This is a genomic window from Leeuwenhoekiella sp. ZYFB001 (genome assembly GCF_011784865.1).
GTDB classification, from domain to species: Bacteria; Bacteroidota; Bacteroidia; order Flavobacteriales; family Flavobacteriaceae; genus Leeuwenhoekiella; species Leeuwenhoekiella palythoae.
In genome coordinates this window covers 2,819,120-2,839,332 of sequence record NZ_CP050460.1, presented here as the reverse complement: position 1 = coordinate 2,839,332, position 20,213 = coordinate 2,819,120, and the positions used below count along the sequence as shown (strand labels likewise).

General features: G+C 39.4%; 16 protein-coding genes. 13 read left to right on the top strand and 3 right to left on the bottom strand.

Annotated elements, in window-relative coordinates; all coding sequences use genetic code 11:
• Positions 1-296: 296 nt before the first annotated feature.
• Positions 297-1,187: a DUF6607 family protein gene (locus HCN54_RS12310; RefSeq protein WP_167598027.1), complete on the bottom strand. Its 891-nt coding sequence runs from the start codon at positions 1,185-1,187 to the stop codon at positions 297-299.
• A 98-nt stretch (positions 1,188-1,285) separates the two neighbouring features.
• Here HCN54_RS12310 and HCN54_RS12305 point away from each other — a divergent pair, with 98 nt between their 5' ends.
• Positions 1,286-3,364: a TonB-dependent receptor plug domain-containing protein gene (locus HCN54_RS12305; RefSeq protein ID WP_167598026.1), complete on the top strand. Its 2,079-nt coding sequence runs from the start codon at positions 1,286-1,288 to the stop codon at positions 3,362-3,364.
• A 6-nt stretch (positions 3,365-3,370) separates the two neighbouring features.
• Positions 3,371-4,000, top strand: coding sequence for an HmuY family protein (locus HCN54_RS12300; RefSeq protein WP_317171971.1), 630 nt, complete (start codon positions 3,371-3,373; stop codon positions 3,998-4,000).
• Between the two features lie 125 nt (positions 4,001-4,125).
• Here the strand turns inward: HCN54_RS12300 and HCN54_RS12295 are convergent, their stop codons facing one another.
• The gene (locus tag HCN54_RS12295; RefSeq protein WP_167598025.1) at positions 4,126-5,103 is read right to left on the bottom strand and encodes an AraC family transcriptional regulator; all 978 of its coding nucleotides are present in this window, start codon (positions 5,101-5,103) and stop codon (positions 4,126-4,128) included.
• 126 nt (positions 5,104-5,229) lie between these two features.
• Between HCN54_RS12295 and HCN54_RS12290 the strand changes: the two genes are divergently transcribed.
• The 11 genes from HCN54_RS12290 (at position 5,230) to HCN54_RS12240 (ending at position 18,712) form a co-directional block, all read left to right on the top strand.
• The gene (locus tag HCN54_RS12290) at positions 5,230-7,584 is read left to right on the top strand and encodes a TonB-dependent receptor (protein ID WP_410503565.1); all 2,355 of its coding nucleotides are present in this window, start codon (positions 5,230-5,232) and stop codon (positions 7,582-7,584) included.
• A gap of 12 nt (positions 7,585-7,596) precedes the next feature.
• Positions 7,597-8,856 (top strand): DUF4374 domain-containing protein, encoded by a 1,260-nt coding sequence (locus tag HCN54_RS12285; protein WP_167598023.1) that lies wholly within the window; start codon positions 7,597-7,599, stop codon positions 8,854-8,856.
• A gap of 75 nt (positions 8,857-8,931) precedes the next feature.
• Complete coding sequence (locus tag HCN54_RS12280; RefSeq protein WP_167598022.1) at positions 8,932-9,777, top strand: alpha/beta hydrolase; 846 nt, start codon at positions 8,932-8,934, stop codon at positions 9,775-9,777.
• A gap of 45 nt (positions 9,778-9,822) precedes the next feature.
• Complete coding sequence (locus tag HCN54_RS12275; protein WP_167598021.1) at positions 9,823-11,322, top strand: ankyrin repeat domain-containing protein; 1,500 nt, start codon at positions 9,823-9,825, stop codon at positions 11,320-11,322.
• 21 nt (positions 11,323-11,343) lie between these two features.
• Positions 11,344-11,829, top strand: a complete 486-nt coding sequence (locus tag HCN54_RS12270; protein ID WP_167598020.1) for a DUF2271 domain-containing protein — start codon at positions 11,344-11,346, stop codon at positions 11,827-11,829.
• Positions 11,830-11,832: 3 nt separating this feature from the next.
• A complete protein-coding gene (locus HCN54_RS12265; RefSeq protein WP_167598019.1) occupies positions 11,833-14,034 on the top strand; it encodes a PepSY domain-containing protein in 2,202 nt (733 codons plus the stop codon).
• 400 nt (positions 14,035-14,434) lie between these two features.
• Complete coding sequence (locus HCN54_RS12260) at positions 14,435-14,968, top strand: hypothetical protein (RefSeq protein WP_139248998.1); 534 nt, start codon at positions 14,435-14,437, stop codon at positions 14,966-14,968.
• A 161-nt stretch (positions 14,969-15,129) separates the two neighbouring features.
• Positions 15,130-15,864 carry a hypothetical protein gene (locus HCN54_RS12255; protein WP_167598018.1) on the top strand — a complete coding sequence of 245 codons (735 nt, stop codon included), beginning with the start codon at positions 15,130-15,132 and terminating at the stop codon, positions 15,862-15,864.
• Positions 15,865-15,989: 125 nt separating this feature from the next.
• Positions 15,990-17,066 (top strand): peptide chain release factor 1, encoded by a 1,077-nt coding sequence (prfA, locus tag HCN54_RS12250; protein WP_072983865.1) that lies wholly within the window; start codon positions 15,990-15,992, stop codon positions 17,064-17,066.
• A 27-nt stretch (positions 17,067-17,093) separates the two neighbouring features.
• Positions 17,094-17,915: an orotidine-5'-phosphate decarboxylase gene (gene pyrF, locus HCN54_RS12245; protein ID WP_167598017.1), complete on the top strand. Its 822-nt coding sequence runs from the start codon at positions 17,094-17,096 to the stop codon at positions 17,913-17,915.
• A gap of 17 nt (positions 17,916-17,932) precedes the next feature.
• Complete coding sequence (locus HCN54_RS12240) at positions 17,933-18,712, top strand: ABC transporter substrate-binding protein (RefSeq protein ID WP_167598016.1); 780 nt, start codon at positions 17,933-17,935, stop codon at positions 18,710-18,712.
• 127 nt (positions 18,713-18,839) lie between these two features.
• Here HCN54_RS12240 and HCN54_RS12235 read toward each other — a convergent pair whose 3' ends face one another.
• Positions 18,840-20,204: a RagB/SusD family nutrient uptake outer membrane protein gene (locus tag HCN54_RS12235; RefSeq protein ID WP_167598015.1), complete on the bottom strand. Its 1,365-nt coding sequence runs from the start codon at positions 20,202-20,204 to the stop codon at positions 18,840-18,842.
• Between the last annotated feature and the right edge of the window lie 9 nt (positions 20,205-20,213).

The following is a 20,213-nucleotide window of genomic DNA, read 5'->3' as shown; positions in this document are numbered from 1 at the left end:
AGATGAAAATACTACCTTTGAATTGAATGTCAGGCAAATAGCATCAAAATATAAGGTAGCAATCCGACAAGCAAAAAATTTGAAAATCGCCTAGAGACGCTGTTTTCTAGGGTTTTACTAAAAATACTGAATCCCTCCGGGGTCACAAAAGGTCCGAATAAATAGATTCAAAAACCACGTATTTTATTAAATACGTGGTTTTTTTGTAGGTCAATTAAAAAGGTGATTAGCCTAAACTAACCACCTTAAAATTCAACAGCAATATTCTCGCTGAAACAAACACTCTTCAGGGAAAATTATTCAATAAAATCAGTGATGATTTTTTTGATATCTGCCGAAGTAGCATCAGGCTCTAGTGCAAATATCACACTGTAAAGCCGTTGACCATCTACTTTGTCTTTTAGTTTAAGACGGTCATTTGATGCAAAAACAGCATCCCATTCTTTTCTAACTTTTGCCCATAAAGCTTCGTTTTCTTTCCACCAAGCTTGAGCTGCAGCACAGCGCTCATCGGCAACTTGCTCATAAATATTATAACCTTTCTCTTCGGCTATAATGCGATCGTCAGCATCTTCGGCATGTAATACTTTTTTATTATCCTGCTCGTGAAGCCACCCGTAATCTGTAATCGCCACTTGATTATTGCGCTCCATAATGTTATAATCTCTTCTTTTAGTATACTCTCTTCGCGGTAAAGGCGCCGGCGTGGTGTTTTTCCAAACCTTTTTTCCATCTACGTGAACCCAAGTGGCAGAACCCGAATACCGCGGACTGTCATCAACTTGATACACTTTTTGTGCCCATTGCCCTTTAACGTCGCTAGCATCTTTTTTTACTATATCCCAAGTATTATTAGCGTCGTAGAAGAATAGATCCTGATCTTCAAACGTCCAGTCTTGACGCCAATGTTTAATAACCATGGTGTCTTGAATAACAAGTAAATGTTGAATAGAAATCTTGTTTTCTGCATCCTCAACAAGTTGTCCCCACTCTAAAGCAGAAGCAGTATAATCGTCGTGCTTCTCATAATTTCCGTCAGGTGAAAAGGTTTCAGCATATTTGAAGGTTACTTCATAACAGCCACACATATCTTTAATGGCTTGACGGTCAAGATCTTTTTTTGATTGCGCTTGGGCCGAAAAGGTGCTTAAAATAAGGCCGGCACTAACAAGTAAAATAGGCTTCATATAGTTTATCTAGTTTTTAAGAAATTCAAAATTAATCATTTTTATTATTTAGATTAAATAAAAATAAAATATATATTTGCTGCGGAAAATAATTAAGAATGATTCTAAACAGCAAATATATATTATGCTTCATCGTGGGGATGCTGGGCCTTTATCGCGTTCAGGCACAAACTCCGCTACGTGTAGAAAAGCAAACCGATTCGCTGGAAGAAGTCTTAATTACAGCAACGCGAACACAACGACAATTGAGTTCTCTTCCCTTACCGGCTCAAATTATTTCTAAAGAAACCATTGCTCAATCGGGATCAGTGCGCTTATCTGATATTCTTGCAGAGCAAACCGGGTTAATTACCGTTCCTGATTATGGAGGGGGCGAGGGCATTCAAATTCAAGGTTTAGATTCTCAATATATTTTGATACTTATTGATGGCGTTCCTTTGGTTGGGCGTTCGGCAGGGACACTTGACCTTAGCCGAATCACCGTAGGTAACATTAAACAAATTGAAGTGGTTAAAGGTGCATCATCAAGCCTTTACGGAAGCGATGCTTTAGGTGGTGTGATCAATATAATTACAGAAAGTCCGCAAAAGCCTTTTCAGTCAGCGATCAACTATCGAGGTGGCAGTCTTAACAGCCACGACCTTAGTTTAAACACGGGTGTAAAAGAAGAGCGGTTGGCCCTGAGTTTATTTGCAAATAGATACAGTTCTGATGGTTATGATCTTGATGAATCCACTTCTTTACAAACTGTAGAACCGTTTACTAATTATACCGCACAGGTTAAAGGAAAATATGACTTTTCTGAAGCTACTTCGTTGTTGCTTTCTAGCCGATTTTTTACACAAACTCAAGAGTATAGGGCTTCTGAAATTCTTTCGGGTGAAAGTGATATCAGAGAGTGGAATGGTCAAGTGTTATTTTCTCAGCAGTTTACTGATAAGATCACTTCGACTATAGAATTATACGGAACCAACTACCGTACAGAATCTTATTTGCAAGATGAAGAAGGTATAGAAAACTCCCGAAGCTTTTATGATCAAACTTTATTGCGTCCAGAGTTACGCACGGTTTACGCACTTAATGATAAACATAATTTTATAGGCGGAATAGGATATACGTATGAGTCGTTAGAACGCACGGACTTCAGTCAAGATCCGGTGTTTAAAGCGCCTTACGTGTATGTGCAATACGATACCCACCTGCTGAATAATCTAAATATAATTGCCGGTGCCAGATATGATATGCATAATGTGTATAGGTCCCAATTGAGTCCTAAGCTAGCTGCTCGATATAAAGTGGATAACAGCTTGGCGTTTAAAGCTTCGGTGGGTAGCGGTTTTAAAGCTCCCGCATTTAGACAACTTTATTTTGACTTTACAAATGCTACGGTAGGATATACGGTTCTGGGTTATGAAGCAGTACCTACCGCAATTGCCGAAATGCAAGCCAGAGGAGAACTAGCAAATATAATTGTGCCGGTATCTGAATTTGATGATAGCCTAAAACCCGAAACTTCAGTAAATATAAATCTGGGTGTTGATTATAAATTTTCTAAACTACTCACTACTAGCCTAAACTTGTTTAGAAATAACTTGAACAACCTTATCGACACCCGGATTATTGCTACAAAAACCAATGGTCAAAGCGTTTTTAGCTACGTGAATGTCAACGAGTCTTTTACGCAAGGCTTAGAATTTAGTTATACCTATAATCCGTTTAAAAACATCAGGTTTTCCGGTGGCTATCAATTGTTATTTGCAAAAGATAAAGAGGCTGTCGAAGCTTTTGAAGCCGGTACGGTTTACGGAAGAACTTCGGCGAATGCTTCGGCTTTTGTGCTGGATAAAAAGGATTATTTCGGTTTATATAATCGCTCTAGACATACTGCAAATTTTAAAGTGTTTTACAACCTTCCGCAGTATAAAGCAGATGTAAATATGCGTGCGACCTACCGCAGTAAATACGGTTTGAGTGATACCAACGGTAATGTCTATCTCGACAACTATGACACTTTTGTTGACGGCTATACGATCGTAGATTTTGCAGTAAACAAAGCGCTTTACAAAAATATTACGCTGGGAGCAGGCATTGACAACCTTTTAAATTTTACCGATACGCAGAATGTTACCAACATTCCCGGTCGGCTTTATTTCGCAAAATTAAACTTAACACTGTAATACAAAATGATGAACACGTTTAAAACCTTAGCAGCAATTGCTTTAATCCTTGGCTTTGTAAGCTGTAGTAATGATGATGATGCAACACCTTTACTTGAAGTAGAGACTGAAACGGTAGCCAATTTACACGCACCACAATCTGGTGGGCAGGGCCAACCGGTTTCTGGAGCTTTTACCCGTTTTGATTTTGAAACGGGAGCAGAAACGACTAGTGAGACTGATTGGGACGTTGCCTTTAGAGGAACGACGATCATTGTTAACGGCGGGGAGTCGCAAGGTACTACTGATGAACCTGAACGTACAGGCGATGCAGCAGTTTATATTGCAGACGGAACAATGAGTACGGTAACTGATGTAGATGCTAGCTTATTCACTCAAGATAGTGCTTCGGGCTTTGCGATCGCAACAGGCAGCGGTAACGGATGGTACAATTATACCGGTGCTCCTTCACACTTGATCAATCCGATTCCGGGGAAAATCTTAGTTTTTAGAACCACAGCCGGACTCTACGCAAAAGTTGAGATTATCAGTTATTACGAGAACGCACCGGCAGAGCCAGACGCATTTTCAGATGCAACGCCTTACTACACGTTTAACTATGTGTATCAACCCAATGCAGGTGTTACGACCTTCTAATTTGATTTAGTAAACAGTAAATTAATTGTTATCGGGGAAAAGCCTGCCTAGTGCAGGCTTTTTTAATGCCGTAAATCTCCAATGAACATAATACGCTTTCAAGGCGCAATAGACTTGTTTTTCAGCTATGGGTTTTGCTGTACGAGTACCTGCTTGGGCGTTTGACCGTAGTATTTTTTAAAGGTGGCTATAAAGTGAGGTACGCTCTTATACCCGGTAGATTCGGCGATCTCATTGACTGATTTTGATTTCAGTAACGAATAAGCTTTTTGCATGCGTAAGTCTATCACAAACTTTTTTATCGTGGTGCCGTAAAGCTTTTTAAATCCGCTTTTAAGGTGTACTTCGTTGATCAATACAATTCGGGAAAGCTTTTTTATAGTAGGCGGATTCTTATAGTTGACCGTAAGGTAGGCTTTTGCTTTTTCGATCTTTTCTTTACTGTGTTCACTTAGGTTTGCTTGCTCTTTAGAAGGGTTTTCTACACTGATATTGAACACGTGTAGCAGCAATTCTTTTATTTTAAGCTGAATGAATTCAAGCTGAATGTGGTGCTCCCACTTGCATTCCAATATTTCGCTAATAATCTGATTCATCTGAAATCCTAACGGAAAACTATAAGTGCCTAAGGGAATGCGTTTGCTGGTTTTGATCGCATTGTAAAAGGGATCTCGTGCCGCCCAGGATTCATTTTTAAGTAGGTCAAGATACTTTGTACGTGAAATAAGAAGGCAGATGTATCGCGTTTTTGATTGTGGCATCCGTACGCGTTCATTGATCTTTTTACTGTAGGAAAAATGCACTTGTCCCAACTCTAGATTTCGATCCTTTTCGAGGTTTTGGCGCACAGATTCCCCACGTACCACACAGCTGATCATTATAAAATCTCCCGAAATACTAAACTTGTCAACCGTGGGCTTTATAAAATCAAAGCGGGTATCTATGATACAAAAATCGCGAGAAAGTTTTAAAGAGGCTTTGGCGCTTGCGGTATGCTTAGGCTGTGTTTCAATAGACTTTTCAAGCAACTCACCTTCAGACAGCTTTGATAAGTTTTCCTCATACAGAAGGTCATCTTCATTAAGTATAGACTGAATTTTCATATATGTTTACCGCTACTTTTATTTCCAAAACCGTATAAAGCCCCTTGAAGTCAGACGTTAGCTTTGCAATTGTTATTTAGACTTAGTTTAAATAATGGTAATAACGAAGATACATTATAACTAAAGGTGAAGCAATTTTATTTTTTTAGCATCCTCCTGCTTTCAAGTATTTGGGCATTTGGGCAAAGCACAAAAGCAACGTTAAAGGGCCACGTGTCCAATACTACTGGAGAGAAGCTACCGGAAACTTACATTTATATAAAAGGGACAACCACCTACACGATGGCCGATGCCAATGGAGATTACCGTTTGCGTATCGCGCCGGGAACCTATGAGCTTACAGTGAGTTTGATGGGGTATTTAGACCAGACGCAAAACATTACCCTAAGCGCTGCGGAAACCAAAACCTTAAACATTCAGCTTGAAGAGGATCCTGAGATGACTTTAGATGATGTTTTGGTTAAGGGACGATCTGCAATTCGTGACGTTCAGGAGTCTTCTTATAATGTGGTGGCTTTAGACGCAGAACCTTTACACAATACCACGCTTGATGTTTCTCAAGCACTTGAGCGCGTGTCTGGAGTGCGCGTGCGTAGAACCGGTGGTGTGGGATCTGACTATAATGTGATGCTGAATGGTTTCACCGGAAGGCACGTAAAATTCTTTATTGACGGAATCCCGATGGAAGGCTTTAGTTCAGCATTTCAACTGAATAATATTCCTATAAATCTTGCTAAGCGTATAGAAGTGTATAAAGGGGTTGTGCCCATCACTTTTGGGTCTGATGCTTTAGGCGGTGCGATCAATATTGTTACCGAAAATGGGAAACAAAACTTCGTTGACGCTTCGTATTCCTTCGGAAGCTTTAATACTCATAAGTCGTTTGTAAACGCGGCCTATACCGCAGACTCCGGATTTACCGCGCGTTTGACTGCTTTTCAAAATTACTCAGATAACGATTATAAGGTGACCACAGAGATCGTTGACCTTGAAACTTCGCAGTTTACGGGAGATGTTCGCGAGGTACGCCGTTTTCACGATATGTATCGTAATTACACGGTAATGGCTAAAGTTGGGGTGGTTAATACGTCGTATGCAGACGAATTATTACTGGGCTTTACCTACGGGGACGAGTACGATGAGCAACAGCATCCGGCTTATATGAAAATAGCCTTTGGCCAGCGCTACGGAACTTCAGAGACTTTGATGCCTACTTTATCGTATAGAAAACGCAATTTGTTTACTGAGAATTTAAACGTTTCGCTGACGGCTAATTATAATTTTGGGGAGAGTTCAAATATTGATGATTCTTACCGAAGATATAACTGGCTGGGCGAGTTTATTGAGACCGATGCTCCGGGAGAATTCAATTATGCTAAAACCTATTTCAGAAACCGAAATGGTTCAGCAAATGCCAATGTTACTTATACATTGGCCGAAAAACACGCGTTTACCGTAAATAATGTACTCAATCTTTTTTCAAGAAAAAGTAGAAACGAAGTAGAGCCTAGTGCTGCCGATGCTTATCCTAGCGAGACTATCAAAAATATTCTAGGAGTGGGATATAAATACCAGCCTACAGATGATTTGAGTATTTCGTCTTTTTATAAATACTATTACAACAAGGTAAATCAATATGCAGACCCTACGGGTTCTGGGGAGTTTGAAAACCTAGGTGCTTCAACAGAAGATCACGGGTATGGCCTCGCCGCTTCGTATTTTTTATTAGAAAACCTTCAGCTTAAATCCTCTTACGAAAAAGCGTATCGCTTGCCTACGGGACGCGAACTCTTTGGTGCCGGTAATGATTTTGAATTGGGAAATTCAGATTTAAAACCTGAAAGCAGTGACAACTTTAATTTTGGTGTTAACTACAACTGGCTGATCGCAAAAAATCATCAGTTTACTATTGATGCTAGTTTTATCTACCGTGATATTAAAGATTTTATTCGTCAAGTCCCTAACCCAACAAATGGGGTAATGCAGCCCGGCAATGAGGCTTCGGTAAAAAATAGAGGTATAGATCTAGAAATGCGCTACAACTACGCCAGTTTATTTTCTTTAGGCGGAAGTTTTACCTATCAAAACCTTCGGAACAAATTAAAATATCGCGCCGGGAGAGATGTGGTGAGCACGATTTATAACGACCGCATCCCCAATATGCCTTACCTGTACGGAAACGCAGATCTGACCTTTTACTTTAGCAAGCTATGGCAAGAGCAAGACCGCATGAATGTAAGCTATAACCTGCTTTACATTCACGAGTTTGACTACAGTTATGAAAGCTACGGCGGAATTAAAGTGCCAACACAAATCGCACACGATCTGGCGGTAAACTATAGCCTTAAAAATGGTAAATACAACATCTCTTTAGAATGCCGAAATATTCTAAACGAAGACTTATATGACAATTTTAGCCTGCAAAAACCCGGAAGGAGCTTTGCGGTTAAGCTGAGATACTTTTTAGATAAATTCAATTAAAACCAAATTTCTATGAAATTCAACTTTAAACAAACCAATAGATTTTCTTTAGCCGTGCTCGCGCTAATGAGCCTTGCTGCGTGTAGTGATGATGACACCGTGGTAGATGACGGAGGAGAAACGCCTGTAGAGACCGGAGCACAATACCTGATCGCATCAACAGACAGTGAGAACTCTTATTTGAATACCACGAGCGATATTTCGCAAGGATCAGTATCTCCTTTAGGCGGTACAGCAACTCAGGTGATTGGTACACCTTCTTGGTATTTCTATAATGATATTGCTGCGTATAGCTTTGTGTATAACCAAGGTGATCCCGGTACTACACAGTCTTTTGCGCTTAACAGTGCAGGAGAGGTAGAGGCACGAAATGAGATCAATCTTAATGTTTCTATTCAGAGTAGGGGAATTGTAGATAACCTGATGTATGTGCAGTATTCTTCTCGTAATTATGAGGAGCCGGTATCTATATTTTACACCATCAACGGCGACACTCAGGTTGTAAGCGGTCCTTATACCATTGATACCGAAGCTTTAGCCAGAAATGGCGAGTATGCTTATGTTACTGATGTTGCGCAGTGGGGAGATTATGTTTTATTAGGTTTTAGACCTATCAAAGCAGGATCTGATAATGGCGACAGTGCATTTAATAGTGATTTTAATGATCATACCTATGTAGGGGTTTTCAATAAAGCTTTAGAACTTCAAACAGTGATCGAAGATGAAGGAAGAACCGGTGCCGTTGCTGGCCAGTCAAGATCGCAAGGAGAAACAGGAGTAGAGCCTGTTGAAAATGGGGATGTGTATGTGTTCTCTTCGGCTATTGATGCTGAAGGTGAAGTACCTTCAGGAGTTTTAAAAATTAACAACGGAACCTTAGCCTTTGACCAGGATTATTTCTTTGATATCACCGCAGCTTCAGGAGGTTATGCGGTATACCGCAGTTTTTATGTAGGTGAAAACACTTTTGTATTACAAATGTTTACAGAGCCAGGTTCAGGTAGTGCGCTCCCTGCTGCAACGCGTAACAAGTTTGCTGTTGTGAATGTTGTAGATCAAACTTTTGAATGGGTGACCGGTGTTCCTGAAGGAATCACTTCAATAGGTGCGCCTTACATTGACGAAGATAATAACGAAGTAGCTTTTCCTATCGAAACAAACCTGTATCCAACAATCTTTATTGTCAATGCAGATACTGCAACAATGAGTGAAGGTATTGAAGTAATTGCCGAAGGAATCAGCGCTATTGGTAAACTAACGCCACAAGAATAATACGTTAGTCGATTTTTAGTTTCATTCAGGGTCTCACATTTTATTTTAATTGTGAGACCTTTTTTAAATACGAAGATGATGTACAAATCAAAAATGGTCCTGTTTCTACTTGGTTTTTTTGCGTGTGCTTTAGGCTACAGTCAGCATCACGCTGAAACCAATAAACAGCAAATTTTTAGTGCTTCTTTAAATCAAGAACGAGAATTGTGGGTCAAGCTTCCTTTTAATTTTGACCCAGCGGAAGCTTATGACGTAATGATCGTGTTAGATGCTGAAAAGTATTTTGAGCTAACAAGCATGCTCGTAGACAACAGAACGCACTACGGCAAATTAAACCCCACAATCCTAGTCGGAATTTCTAACCCTAATATGGAGGAGCGCTCTCGCAATCTAACCTTTAGTAGTTCTGAAGTAGATCAGAAGGGAGAAGCAACAACACGCTATACAAGTGAGAATTCAGGAAAAGCCGAAGCGTTTGCTGCATTTTTAAATGAAGAAGTATTAAACTATTTATCGCAAGAGTTTCAGGTCAAGCAGTTCGGGATCTTTGGGCACTCATTTGGTGGTTGCTTTGCCTTGTATAACAGTACGCTTGAAGATAAAATTTCAGAATATATTTTGATCGATCCCAGTTTGTGGTACAATAATGGCGAAGCACTGCAGCAAATCGAGACCCATATAGAGCGATTAAAGGAAAGAAACGAAATACATTTTTATCTCGCTCACGAAGATGGGATCAAAAACAACAACGCAAAAATGGCAAGTCTAGCGCGTATTTTTGACAAGCATGAAATCGCCTATACCAACTTTCTGTATCAAAATGAAAATCACGGTTCGGTAATTTTACCGGCATTGGTTGATATTCTTAGAGATAAAGGCAAAAATATTCAGCGTACCCCTAGACATAAAATCAAAAAATAATTAAATTTACCAACTATTTATAATTAATCTAAAAAAGAATAGATAATGAAATCAGCACAACATATTTTTGGTGCTCTTATGCTTTTTGTCGGTTTAACCCTTAGTGCACAAGAGTCTAACCAATTACTTTCTCGAGACTTCTGGAGCAATAACCCGTCATTAGCAGATGTTAAGGCTTCTGTTGCTGCGGGCAATGATCCTTCAGAGCCTAACGGTAGTAACTTTGATCCGGTGGTTCTTGCTATCACTAACGATGCTCCTATTGAGATTGTAGATTATCTTTTTGAACAAGAAGGTAATTCTGTAAATAAACTTACTCACGACGGAAGAACCTATATTTTCTGGGCAGCCTACCGCGGAAACTATCCCTTAGTAAAAAAGTTTGCTGATGCAGGCGCACAAATGGATTTGGTAGACGATCACGGTTACTCTGTATTGAACTTTGCAGCAAATGCCGGTGTGACTGATACACAAATTTTTGATTATTTGATCGCTAAAGGTTCTGATCCTAAAACGGAAAAAAACCACAACGGCGCTAACGCACTTCTGTTAAACCTTCCAAGTCAGAATGATTTTAAAATGGTCGAATATTTTGAATCTAAAGGCTTATCCCTTCAAGATACTGATGATGAGGGGAACAATGCTTTTGTTTATGCGGCACGAGCAGGAAATGTGGAGTTGATGAACAAGCTTGTGGAAAAAGGAATTGACCCTAAAGTGATCAATAAAGAAGGTGGTAATGCAATTTTAGCAGCGGCACAAGGTACGCGCAGAGGTTCTAGCCCACTTTCTGTTTTTAAATATTTAGAAGGTTTAGGTATTGATCCTAATGTTACCACGACTTCAGGAACTAACCCACTTCACATACTTGCCGGAAGAAATAAAGATATGGACATCTTCTCTTATTTCTTAGCACAAGGTGTTGACCCTACTGCGGTTGATGGGGAAGGCAATACACCGCTGATGTATGCGTCTATGCGTAATGACTTAGAAGTGGTAAAATTATTTGAAGAAAAAACTGAGGATATCAACCATACTAATGAAGAAGGTGCTTCAGCTTTGTGTATGGCCGTTGCAGGAAATTCTCCTGAAGTAATTAGTTATTTATTAGCCGAAGGTGCAGATGCAAGTATTGTTGATGAAAAAGGAAATACGTTAATGACCTACTTGGTAGACGCTTACAACCCACGTAGCGCTACAGATTTTGATGCAAAAATGGCGTTGCTCCAAAAAGAAGGTGTTGACTTTTCGGCAACTCAAAAGAATCAAGAGAATATGCTTTTGTTAGCGGTTAAGAAAAACAGTTTACCATTAACTAAAAAAGCTTTGGCGTTAGATATTGATGTGAACCAAGCTGATGCAGACGGAAGCACGCCACTTCAAATTGCAGCCTTACGCGCAGATGACACGGCGATTTTAGAATTGCTTGTGGCTAATGGTGCCGATACTACGGTGACTACTGATTTTGGCGAAAGCGTATTAGACTTAGCTAATGAAAACGAAATTTTAACCAGCAGCAAGGCGCGTTTAGATTTTCTGAAATAAGCCTGCATTTCAATTAAAATTATGAGAATTAAAACTTTAATATTAGGACTGTTCTGTTTTACACTTTTTTCTTTTGTGAAAAATGATTCGGCAGAAACTACATTCAAGTGTCTGATTCAGATCACTAATTATAGTGGTGAAGGTGCTTATGTTGTGGTGTCGCTCATCAATCCGCAGGGAGAATATGAGAAAACGCTTTTGGTGCAAGGAGATGACGAGGAGTGGTATCCTGACCTTACCGGATGGTGGGAGCAACAAAAGGTAAAAAATGAGAATATAGACGGAATCGCCGGTGCTACTGTAGGTGCTGGAGGGCGTGGCATTGGTTCCTTTAAAATTGCTCAGGATAAACTAGATAGTGGTTACAAACTGAGATTTGAGACCGCTGTTGAAGATCAAAAGTATTATCAGGATGATCTTATGATTCCACTTGATCAGGCAAGCCTTAACGGGAAATTTGCAGGTAAAGGATACATAAGATATGTACGATTGATGGCAAGTAATTAATTTATGATATTATCCATCTGGAGATACAGTCATTTAGTTTTGGCTGTATCTTCTTTTTTATTTATACTTCTCGCCGCGCTTACAGGTATTGTTTTAGCCTTTGAACCTATTGATCACGCTGCTCTCAATTACAGTGAAGGTCAAAAAGATCTGCCGGTAACTCAATTGATAGATACGCTTAAGTCAACTTATGATGAAGTGCTGAGCGTAGAGATTGATGAAGCAGGTTTTGTAAAGGCTTCCGTGCTAAGTATGGATAGCGATAGCGGTGATTTTTATATTAATCCGCTAAGCGGAAAAAAAGTAGGCGAAATTGAAAAGCAAGCTGAAGTTTTTCAATTTGCTACCAGTTTGCACCGAAGCTTATTTCTTAAAAGCACCGGGCGTTTTTTTGTAGGACTGGCATCTTTCTTACTTTTTCTTATCAGCATTACCGGGTTGATTCTGATTATCAAACGTCAGCAAGGTATCAAGGCCTTCTTCAACCGAATAATCAAGGATAATTTTTACTCTTATTATCATATTTATCTAGGCAGGCTATTGCTTCTGCCTATAATTATCATTACGCTAACCGGAGTTTATCTTTCCCTGCAACGTTTTGAAATCTTACCCAATATCGTGCTCAGTCACGATGTAGATTATGCGGCAATTACTGCTGATCCGCAGCGTCCTCTGGCAGGGTTTCCGGCTTTACAGAATATCACACTCAGCGATGTGCGATACATCGAGTTTCCTTTTAGTCCTGATGTAGAAGACCCGTATAAAATAAGTCTTACTGATAAAGAAATTTTAGTTAACCAAGTCACGGGTGAAATCATTAGTGAGATGCCATATCCTTTTGTGAATATGATGTCACATTATAGCACGGTCTTACACACCGGTAGAGGAAGCGTCCTGTGGTCAATAGTGCTTGCAGCGGCTTGTATAAGTATTTTGTTTTTTATCTATTCTGGATTCAAAATGACCTTTATGCGACGTAAAGGTCGTATCAAGAATAAATTCAAAGCAGCTCAATGTGAAATCGTCATTTTAGTGGGTTCAGAGACGGGAAGTACGATGTCTTTTGCCGGATTGTTTTATAACGAATTGCTTAATAAAGGAAAAAGGGTATTCCTAACCCAAATGGATAAGTACCAGAAGTTCCCTAAAATGGAGCATTTGGTAATTTTTACTTCGACTTATGGAGATGGCGAACCGCCGGCGAATGCTACTAAATTTATGAGCCAGCTTCAGAAAATTAACCAAAGTCAAGACTTTAATTATAGCGTGGTAGGTTTTGGATCCTTAGCGTATCCCAGCTACTGTAAGTTTGCCTTTGATGTTGATGATGCTTTAAAAGCTTCTTCTGGTGCTCAAGAATTGCTTGGGGTGTATACTATAAATAATAAATCTTGGGAGGCTTTTGATCAATGGGTAGATCAATGGGGAGAACGCTTGGGCCTTGCTCTTGACGTGCCAAGGGATAACGCAGTTACCAAACCTCGAAAGAAGCCTAAAAAGTTTAAAGTTATAGCTAAGACCCAAGCGCAAGACAGTGCGGATGATACGTTTTTAGTAACGCTTCAGTCTGAAAAATCGGTGAAATTTAAATCAGGAGATTTATTAGCGATTTATCCCGAAAAAGATGCGCACGAGCGCTTATATTCTATAGGAAAGAATTTAAAAGGCGAATTGCTTTTGAGTGTTAAGCGGCACGAATTCGGACTTTGTTCTAATTTCCTTAATGATCTTTCGGTGGGTTCTACCCTGAATGCTGTACGCGTTAAGAATCCGGAGTTTCACCTTAAGTCATCCCAAAAAGCAATTATGATTGCTACAGGTACCGGGATCGCACCGTTTTTAGGCATGTTTGCCGACAATCACAAAAAGAAAGAACGCATACTCTATTGGGGTGCCCGAAACGAAGCAAGTTTTGAACTCTATAAACCGCAAATTGATACTGCAGTAGATCAAGGGCAACTTTCTAAATTCATTCCCGCATATTCCCGTGTTGGAAATGATAAAATCTATGTGCAGCACTTGATAGCAAGTGATCATCTTAGGTTTGCAAACGCATTAAAAGATGGTATTGTGTTGATGATCTGCGGTTCGATAAGTATGCAAAAAGAAGTGATCGCCGCACTTCAGGAAATTTGCCAAACCTATGAGTTGAAGCCGTTGAGTTACTACCAAAACCGCGGTCAAGTAAAAATGGATTGTTACTAAGTTACTGATTTAGATTCCACAGCTGTACTTAGCGCTAATTAAGAGTCGATAGTGGGAGACTAGTTTGAATATAATCATAATTTTAAAGTAGTTTTAGCGACTGTCTCAGTTTCGATTAATGAATAAAGTCATTTCGGACTTACGATGTTTTTCTCTAAAGTGTTAATTTTTAGATATTAATGTTATTTTTATTGCATTAAATTTAAAATATGCCCAATTGAGGCCTTCTCCACAACGCGTCGTAAAACTTGAATGGCTTACAGTTATATTGCTGATAGTCAACTTTTTTGCAACCTATTCATTTGAACTGGAAACCTTTCGGTTAACCCGAATGATCTCCTTAGCAGTCTTAGTACTCTATTTTCTGTTTCATAAACGAGTAAAGGGTTTATTGCTGGTTATGGCCTTTGCATTTTTTATGAGCAGAGAGGTGGGCTACCAATTTTTTGAAAGCCTGTGGGGAACCGAATGGTATATGGCTTCGGCAATGCTTGGCTATCTCTTTCTTTTTTTAGATCGTTTGCCTTTCATCAAATATGGCTTTAGCATTTGGATCATAGTTCTGGCGCTGATTTTAATAGCAGCCACACTTACTATTTTAGTGACCTTGGGAGAATTAGCCCGGCCGAATTTAAATTCACACGCTGAACTGATTTTCTTCTATGGCTATGGTATTGCATTGATATTTCTCATTCTGGCCGCCTTTTATTATAATCACGTGCTTAATAGTACGCGTTCCTTACTGTATACTTTTATGGTTTTTGGTTTTATGATGTCTGATATCGCAGCGTGTTTAGCTTACTACAATAAAGTCACAAGTCTATATTATGTAGATCGTGGATTTTTCATTTTAAGCATGGCGATGTTGACGCATTTTGGGTTAAATCTTCACGGTGCCAAACGTGAACGGAAGGATTTAAAAATGCTTCGGTGATTTTTATTTTTCTGATTATCAGAAAATTGTATATTTAATACGTTTTTCAGCGTTATCAAAAGTTCACGGAATACAATTCAGAGGTATTCTTAGGATGTCGCCCCAGATGTTTCCAAGCTTATCAGCGATAACTGAAAAACAATTCCCCGAAAAATGATATTATGAGTAATTCTCGTGTACACCACTCCATTGTTCGGCAAGACCTACAGCTCAATAAACTCTTGTACTACGCACTTTTGCTGGTTGTTTTAAACTTTGTGGCAATTAGCTTTTTGCCTACGATTCCTATGCGTAGCATCAGGTTGCTAACAACAGTGTTCTTTTTGACCTACTATAGTTTTTTCATCGTAGGTAGAAACAGATATGTACTGGCGATCTTACTTTTACTTCTTGTTAGAGATGTATTCTATGTATTCTACTGGCAAGGTAATGCTGCTTATTACTTTTTTCTGTTCAGCATTCTGAGTTATGGCGTTTTGTTGTTGAAACAATGGCGGCGATTAGCTAAAATCGAATTTATAAGTCCGTCTCTTGTTGTAGGAGTATTGTTAGCGATGGCGTTTATATACTTAATAACTTGTCTTAAGGATATTATCGCCCCGGGATTGGAATCCACAGGCGTTCTTTTGATATTTTATATTTTTGGATCATTTATAGTGGTTACTTTACTTTCGGCACTTTACTATTATTATCGAGTGGGAAGCCGGCGCTCTATTTGCTTTGGGTTTTTAGTCTTCAACCTGATGGTTACCGATGTGGCTTTCACCGTTGCATACTATACAGCATCCTACAACTTGTATTATCTTGAGCGCTTGACTTACATTGGCGCGCTAGTGCTCTTATTACACTACGGATTAAACACCAAACTCCTCAATCGCGAACTTCAGAACAGCTGATAAACGATTTAAAACCCAGCAAAAACAGTCCGTAAATTCTCAAAATATTTTGTGACTTTTTCAGAAATAGAAAAAAAGTAAAACGCTTTTTTTTTATGTAAATTCGCAAGCAATTAAAAATGCTCATGCTAGAACGATTAAACTTTATAAAACAACGCTTTGACGAAGTAAGCGACCTTATAATTCAGCCAGATATCATCAGTGATCAAAAACGCTATGTAGAGCTGAATAAAGAATACAAAGACTTACGCGCACTTATGGATGAGCGCGAAAACTATATTAAGCATACGCAGCGTATTGAAGAAGCCGAAGAAATTATTGCCGATGGAAGTGATCCTGAAATGACCGAAATGGCAAAACTTCAGCTTGAAGAAGCTAAAGAGGCTATGCCGGCTTTGGAAGAAAAAATACGTTTTATGCTGGTTCCTAAAGATCCTGAAGATGCTAAAAATGCCGTTATGGAAATTAGAGCAGGAACCGGTGGGGACGAGGCAAGTATTTTTGCCGGCGACTTGTATCGTATGTATATGAAATATTGCGAGAGCAAAGGCTGGAGAACCAGTACGATTGACTACAGCGAAGGTACCAGCGGTGGTTATAAAGAAATTCAGGTGGAGGTAACCGGTGAAGATGTTTACGGAACTTTACGTTTTGAGGCCGGAGTGCATCGCGTGCAGCGTGTGCCGCAAACTGAAACGCAAGGTCGTGTACATACCAGTGCGGCTACAGTAATGGTTTTTCCGGAGGCTGAAGAGTTTGATGTAGAAATTGATCCTAAAGATGTACGTATTGATTATTTCTGTTCGTCTGGTCCAGGTGGTCAGTCGGTAAACACGACCTATTCTGCTGTGCGTTTAACTCACGAACCAACCGGTTTGGTGGCGCAATGTCAAGATCAGAAATCACAGCATAAGAACAAAGAAAAAGCATTTAAAGTATTGCGTTCGCGTCTTTATGATCTGGAACTTGCTAAAAAGCAAGAAGAAGATGCAGCAAAGCGTGGTTCGATGGTAACCAGTGGTGACCGAAGCGCAAAAATACGTACCTATAACTATCCGCAAGGAAGGGTTACTGATCACCGTATTAACTTAACGCTTTATGATTTGGCTAATATTATTGACGGAGATATTCAGAAGATAATAGACGAACTTCAGCTTGTAAGCAACACTGAAAAATTAGCCGAAGGCGGAGATCAAATTTAATTTTCCAAATTACTAAAATACATAGTTTTGAACATCAATACGCTTGTTGAGCAAATCAAAAAAAAGCAGTCTGTTTTATGTGTAGGTCTTGATACAGATCTTGATAAAATCCCAAAACACCTGCTCAAGGAAGAAGATCCTATTTTTGCGTTCAACAAAGCGATCATTGATGCTACACATTCTTTTACCGTTGCTTATAAACCTAATACGGCGTTTTACGAGGCTTATGGTTTAAAAGGCTGGGAGTCGTTAGAAAAAACGATAAATTATTTAAACGAGAAGCATCCTGATATTTTTACTATTGCTGATGCAAAACGCGGAGATATCGGGAATACTTCTAGTAGATATGCAAAAGCTTTTTTTGAAGATCTAGGTTTTGATTCGGTGACCACAGCACCGTATATGGGAAAAGATTCCATAGAGCCTTTTCTGGCTTTTGAAGAGAAATTCACCATAATGCTGGCGCTCACGTCTAATCCCGGTGCATTCGATTTTCAAACGCAGACAATTGAAGGGACTGAGCTCTATAAAAAAGTTATTGCGACATCAACCACTTGGGAGCACAGTGAGCGCTTGATGTATGTGGTAGGTGCAACAAAGGCTGAATATCTAGCGGAAATTCGTAATATCATTCCTGATGCCTTTTTGCTAGTTCCGGGCGTGGGTGCGCAAGGCGGAAGTATGGATGAGGTTTTTAAATATGGAATGAATAGTAACGCCGGACTGCTCATCAATTCTTCCCGCGGAATTATCTATGCATCTTCTTTTGAAGATTTTGCTCAAGCAGCAGCTGCCGAAGCGGAACGTCTTCAAAAGCAAATGGCATCGCATCTGGCAAAACTCAACTAAACCTGTATTTTTGACCTATGGTAGATCAATTAGGTCGTAAAATAAATCTCAATAATACTCCTAACCGTATTGTTTGTCTCGTTCCTAGTCTCACTGAATTATTGGTAGATTTAGGTTTGAGCGATCAATTATGCGGTGTGACTAAATTTTGTGTGCATCCTGAAAATCTCAAAGATCAAAAGACTGTAGTGGGCGGTACCAAGTCTATACATATTGATCGTATCAAAGCTCTGAAGCCTGATTTTATTCTTTGCAATAAAGAAGAAAACACACAGGAAATTGTTGCGGCTTGTGAACAAATCGCTCCGGTTTATGTGTCAGATATCAATGACTTTGATGCTTTTTACACTTTGGTTAGTGATCTGGGAGTGCTCTTAAATTGCCAACCTAAAGCCGAAGCTTTAAATAGCGCTGTTAAAAATCGGTTTGCTCAATTTAGAAAGCACGTGCTTACTGAGCCTACTCGTAATGTGCTTTACCTTATCTGGAGAAATCCTTTAATGGCTGCCGGAAGAGCCACCTTTATAAATGTGTTGTTAGAAGCTTGTAAGTTTAATAATGTGATCATTGAGCAGGATTCACGTTATCCTGAAGTAGATTTAGAATTGCTTAAAAAAGCAGATTTTGTATTGCTCGCTTCAGAACCGTTTCCATTTTCTGAAAAGCATAAAGCTGAATTTAAAAGCGAATTAGAAGCGCAAATACTTTGTGTAGACGGCGAATATTTCAGTTGGTATGGAAGTAGGCTTCTAAAAGCTTTTGATTATTTTGAGCACTTGCTACTCAAGATGAATTAAGCTGGCTTAAAAGTTTTATTTAAAATCAACTTAAAATTTCACAGCGAGTCTAGGATTAAACTTTAAGAAGTGCTGATAAAAAAAGCCGCCCAATTGGGCGGCTTCGTGTTGTTTATAATCAAGAAGGTTAAGAACCGTAACCCGGGTTATTATCTCCAATTAGATCATTGGTGTCCATTTCATTTTGCGGAATAGGTAATACCAAACTAGGGTCGTTATACGGCAAGCCGTCTACGTCATTTTGCGTGCGTTTTAAATCGTGAAGCAAGAAACCTTCAAAAGCCAATTCTAATTGACGCTCTAAAAGAATATCTTCTTGCGTCAATGGAGCACTAACAGTTTCGGCACCTGCTCTTAAACGCAATAAGTTTACATCTTCTGCCGGAGTTTGTCCTACTGCCGTATTCTCCATAATGTTGCCTTCAGCACGAATTAAGTACATTTCAGCAAGTCTGAATATGGCGATGTTAGCAAACTGATTGGTGTATTTTCCGGTCAGGTTATCACCATAATCACCTATGTAAGTAAAGTTTGCACGCTCATCATCAGCATCTGGGAATAGCGCAAAATACGCCGGATTTAGCACGATGTCACCACCACGACCACCATTGTCTTGAGAAGCATAAAAGGTGATTAGGTCACTATCTCCTGTTTGATTGGTTACTTGAAAGTCAAATAGATCTTCAGAAGAATCAGCGTCATTGTTGAATGCGTCAGCAAAGCTTCCGGTAAGTGATGCTCCGCTGTTTTCAATAACATCATTTGCAGCATCTCTGGCAGCGGCATAATTTTGCATTTGTAGATAGACTCTTGCGCGTAACGCCTGAGCAGCATATCTATCAGCAAATATGTCATTTGATGCCGGTAAATTGGTGTAGGCGTCTTCTAGATCGCTTAAAACTTGCGCATAAATTTCTTCTACACTAGCGCGTTCTGCAGGCAAGGGTTGAGAATAATCTTCGTAGCCAATTAAACGCAAAGGAACACCAGGCTGACTGTTTGTAGTTCCTGCTTCGTAAGGCAGTCCCCAAAGTCTTACCAATTCAAAATAGCTCATCGCTCTTAAGAATTTTGCTTCGCCTTCTATTTGAGCACGATACGCATCACTACTGGTAATCACGTCTAGATTATCGATTATCAGATTGGTTTGATTGATGGTTTCGTAATTATTAAACCACGTGTCACGCACAAAAGTATTGTCTACTAAAAGACTCTTTTGAATCAATTGACGCGGCGCAAGAAAGGTTCCAAACCAGCTAATCTGGTCAGAAGCTCCAAGCAAATCTGCCATTATCTGTATATCTCCACCAAAACTTACACCTTGACCTGCTTCTTCATAAACTCCTAATAAAAGAGCGGCAATATTTTGTTCAGAATTTAAAGCCTGAGATCCATCAATGCTTTGTTCGGGATCAATTTCGAGATTGTCATCGCAGCTAAACGTAAAAACTGCGATAAACATTAATATTGAAAATTTATATAAATTATTCATAGTCTGTTT

Bases quoted from the DNA above. Each gene is read 5' to 3' on its own strand.
- HCN54_RS12270 (WP_167598020.1), top strand. From the start codon at position 11,344: ATGAGAATTAAAACTTTAATATTAGGACTGTTCTGTTTTACACTTTTT.
- HCN54_RS12240 (WP_167598016.1), top strand. From the start codon at position 17,933: ATGGTAGATCAATTAGGTCGTAAAATAAATCTCAATAATACTCCTAAC.
- HCN54_RS12305 (WP_167598026.1), top strand. From the start codon at position 1,286: ATGATTCTAAACAGCAAATATATATTATGCTTCATCGTGGGGATGCTG.
- HCN54_RS12280 (WP_167598022.1), top strand. From the start codon at position 8,932: ATGATGTACAAATCAAAAATGGTCCTGTTTCTACTTGGTTTTTTTGCG.
- HCN54_RS12265 (WP_167598019.1), top strand. From the start codon at position 11,833: ATGATATTATCCATCTGGAGATACAGTCATTTAGTTTTGGCTGTATCT.
- HCN54_RS12275 (WP_167598021.1), top strand. From the start codon at position 9,823: ATGAAATCAGCACAACATATTTTTGGTGCTCTTATGCTTTTTGTCGGT.
- HCN54_RS12255 (WP_167598018.1), top strand. From the start codon at position 15,130: ATGAGTAATTCTCGTGTACACCACTCCATTGTTCGGCAAGACCTACAG.
- HCN54_RS12295 (WP_167598025.1), bottom strand. From the start codon at position 5,103: ATGAAAATTCAGTCTATACTTAATGAAGATGACCTTCTGTATGAGGAA.
- HCN54_RS12300 (WP_317171971.1), top strand. From the start codon at position 3,371: ATGATGAACACGTTTAAAACCTTAGCAGCAATTGCTTTAATCCTTGGC.
- HCN54_RS12285 (WP_167598023.1), top strand. From the start codon at position 7,597: ATGAAATTCAACTTTAAACAAACCAATAGATTTTCTTTAGCCGTGCTC.
- prfA (WP_072983865.1), top strand. From the start codon at position 15,990: ATGCTAGAACGATTAAACTTTATAAAACAACGCTTTGACGAAGTAAGC.
- HCN54_RS12260 (WP_139248998.1), top strand. From the start codon at position 14,435: ATGGCCTTTGCATTTTTTATGAGCAGAGAGGTGGGCTACCAATTTTTT.
- HCN54_RS12235 (WP_167598015.1), bottom strand. From the start codon at position 20,204: ATGAATAATTTATATAAATTTTCAATATTAATGTTTATCGCAGTTTTT.
- HCN54_RS12310 (WP_167598027.1), bottom strand. From the start codon at position 1,187: ATGAAGCCTATTTTACTTGTTAGTGCCGGCCTTATTTTAAGCACCTTT.